The sequence below is a fragment of the Selenomonas sp. oral taxon 478 genome, from assembly GCF_001189555.1.
Classification (GTDB): domain Bacteria; phylum Bacillota; class Negativicutes; order Selenomonadales; family Selenomonadaceae; genus Centipeda; species Centipeda felix.
The window spans coordinates 1,596,479-1,608,860 of the sequence record NZ_CP012071.1 but is presented as its reverse complement, the minus strand read 5'-3'; the positions used below and the strand labels follow the sequence as shown (position 1 = coordinate 1,608,860).

The window sequence follows — 12,382 nt, the reverse complement described above, 5'->3', positions numbered from 1 at the left end:
CCCAACAAGGGAAATATGAATAAATTCCTCTAAATCTCAAACCGGTGGAAACGCCTTCTCCGGGTACATTTCCTGTGCATCGGCATCATAGCGTCCGATACCGAGAAAAACGCCGTCCGCATAGACACGATAAAGCCCTGCAGCGAGAGGGCGCCGTTCCGTGGTTGAGAGCCCGCTGTAAAACGCCTTGACACGCTGCTGTGTCAGCTCGTAGCATGGGAGCGACAGGGCGCGGTCTGCCGCGCAGACGGCATCCTCCCCCGCCTCTGCAAGTTCCTCTGGGGTATAGGTATCCGCAAGGGTGAACGCACCGACACGGCTGCGCAGGAGGAAGCGCATCGTCGCGGGCAGATGCAGTGCCGCACCGATGTCGGCGCAGAGGGAACGGATATAGGTTCCCTTGGAGCAGTCCACGTCGATGCGGATACGCCGCCGCTCAGCATCAATGTGCAGGAGTTCCAATCGGTGAATGGTGACCGTGCGCGTCGGAATCTCCACCGCCCGTCCCTGCCGCACGAGATCGGCGGCGCGCTTCCCGCCGACCTTGATTGCCGAGTAGACGGGGGGACGCTGGGTGATGCACCCGCGAAAGTGTGCGAGTACCGCCTCGACCTCCTCCGCCGACGGCAGAACGGGGTACTCTGCGCACTCCGTTACCTCCCCGTAGACATCCCCCGTATCCGTCGCATAGCCAAAGGCAATCTCGGCACGGTAGGACTTATCCGCCCCCTCAAGATACTCCACAAGCCGCGCAGCACGCCCAAGGGCAACAGGGAGAATCCCTGCCGCAGCAGGATCCAGCGTCCCCGCATGGCCGACGCGCTTCTGATGAAAGATGCGCCGCACGACATCGACGACATCGTGCGAGGACATCCCCGTCGGCTTCAGTATATTGATGAATCCGTCCACGGTTTACGCGTTCAGCTCCTCCCCGATGGCATCGAGGATCGCCGTACGAGCCTCGGCAAAGGGCGCGTGGATCGTGCATCCCGCCGCACGGATGTGCCCGCCGCCGTCAAATTTCTGTGCAATGCGCGAGACATTCGTCCCCTTTGAGCGCATGCTGATGCGGTAGGTATTCTTTTCCAGCCATTTCATAAAGAACACAACCTGTGTCCCCTCGATCACGCGCAGCTTGTCGAGCAGCCCCTCCGTCGTTGTGACCGCGCGCGCCCGCTCCTCGTCGATAAAGACGGCGGCAACCCTGCCGTCGAAAAACATCTCAAGGTTTCGGATCGCTTTGACCTGTGCCATGACCTCATCGTACGACTTCATCTCCATCGCCACGGAGACGACGTTCGGCTTCACACCGATCTCGATGAGATCCGCCGCCGCGCGCATCGTATGCGGCGTCGTATTAGAGAATCGGAAAAAGCCCGTATCCATTGCAATCCCCGTATAAAAGCAGATCGCCGCGTCGAGCGTTGGTGTAACGCCGAGCGTGCGTGTGATGTCGTAGGCGATCTCGCAGGTGGCGGCAGCATCAGGATCCAGATAGAGATAGTCCGCTTTCTCATCGTTCGTCACATGATGGTCGATGTTGAGCAGCCGCACGGCGTCCACAGAGGGCACTGACTCCCCCGTACGCCCGAGCTCGACATCGCAGACGACGAGCAGGTCGGCAGTGTACCGCTGTCCCTTGACGGGGCGTTCGATCTGATCCACATCCGGCAGAACGTTAAAAATGCGCGGGATCTCATCGTCGATCAGGACGCGCACATCCTTGCCCTCTGCACGCAGAACGTGCATGAGACCGAGCGCCGAGCCGATGGCATCCCCATCGGGGCGGATGTGTGATGTGAGAATGACGGTCTGTGCATCGCGGAGCATCTGCGCCGCATCGTCCATAGTGATCTTCATACGTCCTCCTTCTTCCCATTTGGCTGCTCCTCATGGATCTCGTTGAGCAGGCGCTGGATGTGGTCGCTGTAATTCAGTGATGTATCGAGCGCAAAGCTGATCTCAGGCGTAAAACGCAGACGGATGCGCTTGCCGATTTCGCGCCGTACAAAGCCGAGCGAGCTATTTAGTCCGTTCAGTGTATCGCGCGCCTTCTTCTCATCCCCCATGACGCTGACGTAGATCTTCGCCTCACGCAGATCCTCTGTACACGCAACGGAGGTGACCGTCACGAAGCCGATGCGGGGGTCTTTTAACTCGTTGAAAATAATATCGCTGACTTCCTGTTTCATCAGCTCCTGAACCTTTTCTACGCGAACCTTGCTCAAGGTGCGCCTCCTCTCCGGTAAAACGCAGGAAAATCCATACAAAGACAGCCCGCTGTCCGCCATCATCGGCGGGCAGCAGACTGCCGGTTATTATTCTTCTTCGGCGTGCTCTTCTGCCTTTGCCGCAGCTGCAGCAGCCTGTTCCTCACGCTTCTGCTCTGCCGCCTTGTTCGCCTCGGCAATGGAGGTCTCGATCTCCTCCATCGTATACGCCTCGATGATATCGCCCTCGGCAAAGTCGCGGAAGTCGACAATCGAGATGCCGCACTCATAGCCGGCGGCGACCTCCTTCACCTCATCCTTGAAGCGGCGCAGGGAGTCGATCTCTCCGTCGAACAGCTCGACATTGTCGCGCAGGATACGGATCTTGGAGTTGCTCTTGATCTTGCCCTCAAGGACGTACGAACCAGCGACCAATGCCTTGGAAAAGCGCATGACCTGACGGATCTCGACCCGTCCCTGGATCACTTCCTTGTACTTCGGCTTCAGCATGCCGCTCATCGCATCCTTGACATCGTTGAGCGCATCGTAGATGACGCGGTAGGTGCGGATGTCCACGTTCTCCGTATCAGCAAGGCGGCGTGCGTTCGCATCGGGACGCACGTTGAACGCGATGACGATTGCCTGTGATGCGGAGGCGAGCATGATGTCGGACTCGCTGACCGCACCGACGCCCGAATGCACGATGCTCACACGCACCTCGTCGTTCTTGTTGAGACCGAGGAGGGCCGAGTTCAGTGCCTCGACCGAGCCCTGCACGTCCGCCTTGACAAGGATGTTGAGATCCTTGATGTCGCCTTCCTGAATCTGCTGGAAGAGCGCATCGAGCGAAACGCTCTTCGATTTGATGAGGTCGCGGCGCTGATTTCCAAGGCGTGCCTCGGCGATGGAGCGTGCTTGCTTCTCATCGACGGCGGCAAGGATGTCACCTGCCGAGGGCACATCGTTGAGACCGAGGATCTCGACCGGCATCGACGGCCCCGCCTTCTTGACGTTGTCGCCGCGGTCGTTGATCATCGCGCGGACATGTCCGTACGCCGTACCGACGACGATAGAGTCTCCGATGCGCAGCGTACCACTCTGGACGAGCACAGTCGCCACGGAGCCGCGTCCCTTGTCGAGCTTTGCCTCGATGATGACGCCGCGCGCCTCACGGTTCGGGTTTGCCTTCAGCTCCTCAACTTCAGCGACGAGAAGGATGTTCTCAAGCAGATCGTCAATGCCCGTATGCTGCTTTGCCGAGACGGGCACCATGATGGTATCTCCGCCGTACTCCTCGGCGACGAGCCCGTACTCCATCAGCTCCTGCTTGACGCGCTCGGGATTTGCCCCGGGCTTATCGATCTTGTTGATGGCGATGATGATCGGCACATTCGCCGACTTCGCGTGGTCGATTGCCTCGACCGTCTGCGGCATCACGCCGTCATCCGCCGCGACCACGAGGATCGCAACGTCCGTGATCTGTGCACCGCGCGCACGCATTGCCGTGAACGCCTCATGTCCCGGCGTATCGAGGAAGACAATCTTCTTCCCCTTGCAGACGACCTGATAGGCACCAATGTGCTGCGTGATGCCGCCCGCCTCATGCGTGCTGACCGAGGTATTGCGGATGGCGTCGAGCAGCGACGTCTTGCCGTGATCGACGTGGCCCATGACCGTAACGACGGGCGGACGCTCCTTCAGCGTCTTCGGATCATCCACGATCTCGGGGATCAGCGTCGGATCGATATCCGGCGGCAGTTCCTCGGTGGTGACACCAAACTCCCCTGCCACAAGCGTTGCCGTATCGAAGTCAATCTCCTGATTGATGCTCGCCATGACGCCCATGAGCATGAGCTTTTTGATGATGTCCGATGCAGTGTAGCTCATCTTGGAGGCGAGATCCTTGACGGCAATCGTCTCCGGCAGTTTGATGTGCTTCGGCCGCGCGATCTCCACCTTTGCTGCGGGAGCAGGCGCTGCAGTGCCGCGTCCCCCCTTGCGCCCCTTGCGTGCGCCGCCGCGGCTGCGGTCGTTCTGACGCAGATCGCTGCGCTCCTCACGATCGCGTCGCGCGCCGCCACGCCCGCCGCGGCCGCGATCCGAGCCCGCACCGCCTTCATTGCTGCGACCGCCGCCGCGTCTGCGGCTCTCACCGCGGCCCTCCGTCGGCGGCATCGCAGGCATTGCCGGCGCTGCCGGGCGTGCACCACCGGGGCGCCCTGCCGGACGAGAGCTGCGGCTCGCAGAGCTGCCTGCTGCCCCTGAGCTGCTCCGACGCTGCGGCGTCTCGGCCGCAGTCTTGGCAGGTGCCTGCCGAACGATGACGATGCCGGGCGCCTTCGTACGCGCACGAAGAACAGGGCGCTCCTTCTCCTCAGCGGGCGCACTCGGAGCCTTTACCTCCGGCTGTTCTGCCGGCTTTTCCGCGTCGTCAGCCTTCTCAGCAGGCTTCTTTGGCGCAGTCGTCTTCGGTGCCGCAGATTTCGCTGCTGCCTTGCTCGGCAGCGCCTCCTTACGCACGGGCTTCGCCGTACGTCCGAGCTCCGCCTTGACGGCTGCGCGCTCCTCCTCACCGACGGCACTGAACATATTTTTTACTTTGTAGTTCTTGCTCTTCAGGATGTCAATAATGGTACCTTTGTCCATCTTAAATTCCTTCGCCAAATCGGTGATTCTGTATTTCGCTTCTGACATCAATCCACCCCCGTCGGTATATCATGCAAGCAGGCGGCGAGCCTCTTTGCAAATCCTCTATCTATCAGCAGTGCAACAGCACGGTATTCCTTGCCAAGACAGTGTCCCAGCTGCTGCATCGTCAGCAGTTCCGCCGCCGGCACGTCCATCTGTGCCGCCATGCGGGTAAATTTATCCTTCGTCTCCTCCGACGCATCCCGCGCGAGCAGGAGATAGGCGCCGCGCTTCTTCCGCAGCATCTCCTCCGCCATGAATGCTCCCGAGACAATACGCCGCGCGCGTGCCGCCATACTGAGGAGATTCTGTACGCGCGTTTCAGTCGCTGCGTCCATGAGCACACTCCTCTCCGGAGACCGCCGCCTCCGCCGCATCGTAGACCGCAGGTGCAACGCGGCCTTTCAGTGACCACGAAAGACCGCCATGACGCCGTGCCTCCTGCACACAGGCGACAGAGCGACAGAGATAGGCCCCCCGTCCCGGGCTCTTTCCGGTCGGATCAATACCGACGGTTCCATCCGCATGACGCACAACACGCAGCAGTTCGTCCTTGGGATGCAGCGTTCGACAGCCGACACACAGCCGCTCGGGCTGTTTCGCCCGCCCCATTTAGGCCTCCTCGGCCGCCGCTTGGTCTTCGGACGGCGCATCTGTAGGCGCACCATCGGCCTGCTCTGTTTCCCGTGCCTGCGTCTCACTCTTGATGTCGATCTTCCATCCCGTGAGTTTTGCGGCAAGGCGGGCATTCTGCCCCTCCTTGCCGATGGCAAGCGAGAGCTGGTAGTCGGGCACCACAACGCGGGAGATTTTTTCCGCCTCGTTCACCGCGACCGAGATCACCTTGGCGGGGTTCAGCGAGTTGGCGATATAGGTCGCGGGATCGTCACTCCATTTGACAATGTCGATCTTCTCCCCCGCCAGTTCATCGACAACCGCCTGTACGCGCATATAGTGCGGGCCCACGCAGGCGCCAATGGGATCGACGCGCTCCTCGGACGACCAGACCGCCACCTTGGAGCGGCTGCCCGCCTCACGCGCGATGGAGCGAATCTCGACGACCCCCTCCTGAATCTCCGGCACCTGCAGTTCAAAGAGCTTTTTGAGCAGTCCCGGATGCGTCCGTGAGAGCATGATCTGCGGACCGCGGCTCGTGCGCTTGACCTCGATGATGTAGGCGCGCACCGTGTCGCCGTAGTTGTACGTCTCATTCGGCAGCTGCTCTGTCGCCATGAGCACCGCCTCGGCGCGCCCGATGTCCACGAACACATTATGCCCCTCAACGCGCTGGACGATCCCCGTGACGATCTCCGAGGAGCGGTTCATGTACTCCTCGTAGACGATGCCACGCTCTGCCTCACGCAGTCGCTGCATGACGACCTGCTTCGCCGTCTGTGCGGCAATGCGTCCGAAGTTTGCCGGCGTCATCTCGATCTCGACCACGTCGCCGACCACATAGTCCGGATTGATGGCTCTAGCCTGTGCAAGTCCAATCTCCGTGACATCGCTCTCCACCTCATCCACCACCGTCTTGATGGCGAAAACATGGAATGCGCCCGTCTCACGTGACAGGGAAATGCGGACATTCTGCGCCGCACCGAAGTTACGGCGATACGCCGAGATCAGTGCCGCCTCGATCGTCTCAAAGAGGAGCTCTTCGTCAATGCCCTTCTCGTACGCCAGCTCCTTCAGCGTCTGCAAAAATTCCTTGCCGCTGTCCTTCTCCTTGGTATTTTTTCTTGCCAACCCCAAAGCCTCCTAAAAATCGATATGCAGGCGCACCTGTGAGACCTGCTTCATGGGAATCCGTATCCCATCGTCCAGTGTCAACGTCTCACCGTCATAACCCGCGAGCGTCCCTGTCCACTGTTTCTTCCCCTCAAACGGAGCATAGAGCGTCACATCGACGACGCGTCCATGCTCACGCACAAAGTCACGTTCCTTGCGCAGGACACGGTCAAGCCCCGGCGACGAAACCTCCAGCATGTAGGCGTCGGGAATAACGTCCTCCCGATCGAGAACCTCCTCCAGCCGCTCACTGAGACTCTGACAGTCGTCGATGTCGATGCCGCCCGCCTTGTCGATGTAAACGCGCAGATAGTAGTCACGCTCCTTCACGTACTCGACATCCACCAGCTCGATGGCGGGCGAATCCGTCAGCAGTCCGCGCACCATCTCCTCGACGCGCTCCTCGATCTTCGCGCTCATGCTCTCCCTCTTCTCATACGTAATGAAAGAGTGGGCTTCCACCCACTCTTTCCGAAACTTAAATGAATTTCTTGCAGTATAGCATAGGATAGGACTTTTGTAAAGCCCTACTTCTCACGAAACATCTGCTGTTGCCGCGCCAAAAGGCGAAGATAATGTTCTCGTTCTCCAAAATCTATCTCCCGTACAGCCGCCGTACGATCCACGACATCACGCGGCTCGGACCGATGAGACGGAGGATCGTTCCTGCAATCAGGACGGCCACGAGAATCATGGCAATCGCGGGCAGCGCGACAAAGAGGAACGCTGCAAGGAGTGCCGCAAACACAGCTGCCCATACAATGCTCGAAAACAGCGAACGGCGCGGTATCCCGGTCCCGATGCGGACATAGCGCACAGAGCCGCGCCCGCCGCCATAGGCAGAGCCATGCCGTGCCTCATCCTGCGGCTCTGCGCCGCTCTCATCCACCGTCACACCGCGATAAGCGGCATTCTCCTCCGGACTCATCGGCCGGATACGCGGATCCTGTTCCATGGGATCTCCTCCCTTCACGACTCTGTTTTCTCATCCACCTTGCGCATCGCCGCACCGCACAACATCGTCACGAACCCCTCCTCGCTCAGATAGCGCGGGTCGAATGGAACGCAGCCGAGCGTCTCCCGCATGCGGCGATACGCGGCATTGACACTCCGCTTATTCGAACCGAGTACATGATACAGCTCCGTGAGCGACGTGAGATCAATGCCATTGATCTCGGCAAAGAGGAAAATCGCTGCCGTCAGCATCTCCGCCGTCTGTGCCCGCTTCAGATCAAACTGCGCGTAGTCAAAGAACATCGTCCCGAGCAAATCCCGCGCATGGTGGCTGAATCCCAGTGCCTCCGATACGACAGCAAGTGCACTGAACTCCTCCGCACACCTATGCTGCGAGAGCGTCCATTTCGGACGCCTCGGCGGCAGCGCATGCTGCGGCAAAACATTCAGCCGTGCACGCGACGCGAGCATGTGAATCGTATGACGCACGAGTGCCGCCTCGCGTGCGAGAAAATTATCCATATCTGCCTTGGGCGACTGATAGAGAAAGAGCTCATACTCCTGCTGAATCGTATCCTTGATGCGCCGCTGCAGCGGTCGGCTCGCGGGTACGGCCGTGATATAGTTGAGCATCATCATGCCCTCATCACAGATGTGTCCGAACAGAATATTCTTCTCGAGCGCCCCCGGGATGTCAGGCCGCGGCAGAACGACCTCCTCCTCACGCAGAAGATCGCTGCAGACAATGTGATCCTCATACGTCTCCTCCACCGTCAGCACGGCAAACCGTGCTGCGAGGAGATCGCGCAGAATCTCACGTTCATCCTGCCGCAGCGTCTTATCCTCCTTCGCACAGAAGTGCTCGATCGGTGTCTCATCCGTACTGATCAGATGGTAATCAAAGAAGAAATAGTCCCAGAACCGCAGCCAGAACGCCTCTTTTTCCTCGTCAGAAGACTGCTCGTAGGCACTCGCGTCGTAGAGATTGCCCGTATAGATCATCGCCGCGCGCCCGATCTCCCGCTGGTACATGGGGCGACGGAAATACTCGCCGATCTCGTGGAGGAGCTCGTTGAGCTGCAAATTCAGCTCCTCCATCTCGATGCGCTCATCCTCCTCGATATCCTCAAGGGTCAGCCCTTCGATCTCCTCCCACGCCACACGCTCCGGCAGGCGAAAACGCCCCGTAAGGTAGAACATCTCCAGATCGGCATCCAGCTCACCGAAATCGATCTCATACTTCCCCGTCTCATCCAGATACGTGAGGAAATCATTCATGCGTTTAAAATAATCCTCCGCATGGCGTTTCAGCGGACGACGGTCGATATGTGCGTCGGCAAAGCGGAAAAAAAGCGCAAGGTAGTCGATATGGATCAAAAGCCGTGCGAGCGAATCATCACGCCGCATAATGACCGTGAGAAAGTCCTCGATGCAGTACCAGTCCGTACACAGCCCCTCAGCACTCTCGCCCCGCCACGCCGCCTCACGCAGATACCGCTCCGTCAGTGTGCGCGGAACAAAAATCTGTGCGCGTCCATGCGCCAAGTAAAAGCGCTTGACCAACGCGTAGACATTTTCCATGAACCCTCCCGATGCCATGCGCCCTCAATACAAATTTCAATTCCTTTTATCCTAACAAAAGTAGGAAACGATGTCAATGCGCAGTGAGGCGGCCGCAGCAAACGCTGCAGCCGCCTCGCTGAAATAGATCAGGTAAACAGATCCTTGAACTTCTCCGTAAAGCTCTTTTGCTCCGGATTCACCGCATCGCCACTCAGCTCCGCGAACTCCTTGAGGAGCTCCTTTTGCCTTGCTGAGAGCTTCTGCGGCGTTGTGACCTTGACGCGGACATGCTCGTCACCGCGTCCCGTGCCGCGCAGGTTGGGGATTCCCTTGCCCTTGACGCGCAGCACCGTCCCCGTCTGGATCCCCGCCGGGATCTTGAGATCGACCGCCCCGTCGAGCGTCGGCACCTGTACGGTTGCGCCGAGCGATGCCTGCACGAACGTGATCGGGATCTCGATGATGACATCGTTGCCGCGCCGCTGGAACAGCTTGTGCGGCCGGATGAAGATGTAGACGTAGAGGTCGCCGTTCGCCCCGCCGCGTACACCCGCCTCGCCGCCGCCCGTCACACGGACGCGCTGGCCGTCGTCCACGCCGCGCGGAATGTTGACCTTGATCGTCTTCGTCACGCGCTTGCGACCCGTACCATGACAGTCGGGACACGGCGTCTTGATGATCTTGCCCGTGCCGTGGCACTGGCTACACGTATGTGCACTCATCATATTGCCGAACATCGTTCGCTGCATGACCTGTTCCTGTCCCGTGCCGTGGCACGTCGGGCAGGTCTCCGCCTCCGAGCCTTTTGCCGCACCGGAGCCGCCGCAGGTCGGACAGTTCTCCTCGCGCGGAATGGAGAGCTCTACCTCCTTGCCGAATGCCGCTTCCTCAAACGAAATCTCCAGATCGTAACGCAGATCAGCCCCGCGCTCGGGGCCCTGTCTGCGTGCACGGCGACCGCCGCCGCCCATGCCGAACATATCGAAGATATCGTTCATATCGAAGCCTTCGAATCCGCCGCCGAAGGGGCTGCCCCCTCCGGCCCCCGCACCGCCGCGGCGCGGGTCAAAGGCATCGTGACCGAACTGGTCATACGTCGCCTTCTTCTTCGGATCCTTCAGCACATCGTACGCCTCGTTGACCTCCTTGAATTTCTCCTCAGCGGTCTTCGGGTCGTCACGGTTGAGGTCGGGGTGATACTTGCGCGCGAGTTTCTTGTATGCTTTTTTGATCTCGTCGTCCGAGGCTCCCTTTTTGAGCCCCAGGACTTCGTAGTAATCGCGTTTCTCGCTCACGATACCACCTTACTTCTTATCATCCTTGACTTCGGTGAACTCCGCATCGACGACGTTGTCGTCCTGCGGCGCTCCCTGCGCACCTGCGCCGGCATTTGCCTCCGCGCCCGGCGCTGCACCGGCGGCACCCGCCGCCTGCTGTGCCTGCTGATAGGCAGCGGCAGAAAGCTCATAGAGCGGCTGGCGGACTTCCTCCGTCGCGGACTTGATTGCCTCGATGTCAGAGCCCTTGAGCGCCTCTTTCAGCTTATCAATGCCTGCCTGTACCTTGGAGACGAGCGCCTTGTCCGCATTCTCGCCGAGATCCTTGATCGCCTTCTCCGCCTGATAGACAAGGGAGTCGCCCGTGTTGCGCGCATCGACGGCTTCCTTCTGCGCCTTATCCTCGGCAGCGTGTGCCTCGGCTTCCTTGACCATGCGGTCGATGTCCTCTTTGCTCATGCCGCTGTCGGACTGAATCGTGATCTTCTGCTCCTTGCCCGTGCCGAGATCCTTTGCCGACACATTGACGATGCCGTTTGCATCGATGTCGAACTTGACTTCGATCTGGGGTACGCCGCGCGGTGCGGGCGGGATGTCCGTCAGTTGGAAACGGCCGAGGGTCTTGTTGCCCGCTGCCATTTCGCGCTCACCCTGCAGGACATGGATCTCAACGCCCGGCTGATTGTCCGCCGCCGTCGAGAACACCTGGCTCTTCGAGGTCGGGATCGTCGTGTTGCGCTCGATGATCTTCGTACAGACGCCGCCGAGGGTCTCGATGCCGAGCGAAAGAGGGGTAACGTCGAGGAGCAGGACATCCTTGACCTCACCGACGAGGACACCGCCCTGGATCGCGGCGCCGATGGAGACGCACTCATCCGGGTTCACGCCCTTCGAGGGCTCTTTGCCAAGGATCTTGCGGATGGCTTCCTGTACCGCAGGGATACGGGACGAGCCGCCGACGAGAATGATCTTGTCGATGTCGCTGCCCGAGAGCCCCGCATCCTCCATAGCCTTGCGCGTCGGCACCATCGTGCGTTCCACGAGGTCAGCTGTCAGCTCATCGAACTTCGCACGCGAGAGCGTCAGATCGAGATGCTTCGGGCCCGTGGCATCTGCCGTGATGAACGGCAGGTTGATGTTCGTCTGGCTCATGCTCGAGAGTTCGATCTTCGCCTTTTCAGCCGCCTCGATGAGACGCTGTGCGCTCATCTTGTCCTGCGAGAGGTCGATGCCGTTCTCCTTCTTGAACTCCTCGACCATCCAGTCCATGATCTTCTTATCGAAATCGTCGCCGCCGAGCACCGTGTCGCCGTTCGTCGCCTTGACTTCGAACACGCCCTCGCTCAGCTCAAGAATGGAGACATCGAATGTGCCGCCGCCAAGGTCGAAGACGAGCACCGTCTCATCCTGATCCTTATCCAAGCCATAGGCGAGTGCCGCCGCCGTCGGCTCGTTGATGATACGCAGCACCTCAAGGCCTGCGATCTTACCCGCATCCTTCGTCGCCTGACGCTGGCTGTCATTGAAGTACGCCGGCACCGTGATGACCGCCTGCGAAACCGTCTCGCCGAGATATGCCTCTGCATCGCTCTTGAGCTTCTGCAGAATCATTGCTGAGATCTCGGGCGGCGTGTAGCTCTTTCCATCAATCGTGACATGATAGTTCGGATCACCCATGTGACGCTTGATCGACGAGATCGTGCGGTCAGGATTCGACACCGCCTGATTCTTCGCGAGGCGGCCGACGAGACGCTGGCCGTCCTTCGTAAAACCGACAACAGACGGCGTGATGCGGCTGCCCTCAGGATTCGTAATAACGACCGGCTCGCCGCCCTCCATCACGGAGACAACCGAGTTCGTCGTACCAAGATCAATACCAATTACTTTAGCCATGTTATATTC

12 protein-coding genes are annotated in these 12,382 nt (G+C 59.7%); all 12 read right to left on the bottom strand.

The genetic code is table 11. The annotated features are described in order from the left end of the window. Nucleotides 1–36: 36 nt before the first annotated feature. Nucleotides 37–909 (bottom strand): tRNA pseudouridine(55) synthase TruB, encoded by an 873-nt coding sequence (gene truB / locus ADJ74_RS07500; RefSeq protein WP_050343163.1) that lies wholly within the window; start codon nt 907–909, stop codon nt 37–39. A gap of 3 nt (nt 910–912) precedes the next feature. Further along, nucleotides 913–1,860 carry a bifunctional oligoribonuclease/PAP phosphatase NrnA gene (locus ADJ74_RS07495; protein WP_050343161.1) on the bottom strand — a complete coding sequence of 316 codons (948 nt, stop codon included), beginning with the start codon at nt 1,858–1,860 and terminating at the stop codon, nt 913–915. Then, complete coding sequence (gene rbfA / locus ADJ74_RS07490; RefSeq protein ID WP_050343159.1) at nt 1,857–2,228, bottom strand: 30S ribosome-binding factor RbfA; 372 nt, start codon at nt 2,226–2,228, stop codon at nt 1,857–1,859. Before rbfA ends, ADJ74_RS07495 begins: the two co-directional genes overlap by 4 nt. A gap of 90 nt (nt 2,229–2,318) precedes the next feature. After that, a complete protein-coding gene (gene infB / locus ADJ74_RS07485; protein ID WP_050343158.1) occupies nt 2,319–4,904 on the bottom strand; it encodes a translation initiation factor IF-2 in 2,586 nt (861 codons plus the stop codon). Next, entirely contained in the window at nt 4,904–5,236 is a 333-nt protein-coding gene (locus ADJ74_RS07480; protein WP_050343157.1) for a ribosomal L7Ae/L30e/S12e/Gadd45 family protein, read from the bottom strand. Before ADJ74_RS07480 ends, infB begins: the two co-directional genes overlap by 1 nt. Continuing rightward, on the bottom strand, nt 5,220–5,510 hold the full coding sequence (gene rnpM / locus ADJ74_RS07475) for an RNase P modulator RnpM (RefSeq protein WP_050343156.1): 291 nt from the start codon (nt 5,508–5,510) through the stop codon (nt 5,220–5,222). The genes ADJ74_RS07480 and rnpM overlap by 17 nt, the downstream gene beginning before the upstream one ends. Further along, nucleotides 5,511–6,644 carry a transcription termination factor NusA gene (gene nusA, locus ADJ74_RS07470; protein ID WP_050343154.1) on the bottom strand — a complete coding sequence of 378 codons (1,134 nt, stop codon included), beginning with the start codon at nt 6,642–6,644 and terminating at the stop codon, nt 5,511–5,513. It abuts the gene before it with no gap. Nucleotides 6,645–6,656: 12 nt separating this feature from the next. After that, a complete protein-coding gene (rimP, locus tag ADJ74_RS07465; protein WP_050343152.1) occupies nt 6,657–7,106 on the bottom strand; it encodes a ribosome maturation factor RimP in 450 nt (149 codons plus the stop codon). Between the two features lie 175 nt (nt 7,107–7,281). Next, nucleotides 7,282–7,641, bottom strand: a complete 360-nt coding sequence (locus tag ADJ74_RS07460; protein WP_050343150.1) for a hypothetical protein — start codon at nt 7,639–7,641, stop codon at nt 7,282–7,284. A 14-nt stretch (nt 7,642–7,655) separates the two neighbouring features. Continuing rightward, the gene (locus ADJ74_RS07455) at nt 7,656–9,221 is read right to left on the bottom strand and encodes a hypothetical protein (protein WP_050343148.1); all 1,566 of its coding nucleotides are present in this window, start codon (nt 9,219–9,221) and stop codon (nt 7,656–7,658) included. A 128-nt stretch (nt 9,222–9,349) separates the two neighbouring features. Then, nucleotides 9,350–10,498 (bottom strand): molecular chaperone DnaJ, encoded by a 1,149-nt coding sequence (gene dnaJ, locus ADJ74_RS07450; RefSeq protein ID WP_050343146.1) that lies wholly within the window; start codon nt 10,496–10,498, stop codon nt 9,350–9,352. Nucleotides 10,499–10,507: 9 nt separating this feature from the next. Further along, on the bottom strand, nt 10,508–12,373 hold the full coding sequence (gene dnaK / locus ADJ74_RS07445) for a molecular chaperone DnaK (RefSeq protein WP_050343144.1): 1,866 nt from the start codon (nt 12,371–12,373) through the stop codon (nt 10,508–10,510). Nucleotides 12,374–12,382: the final 9 nt, after the last annotated feature.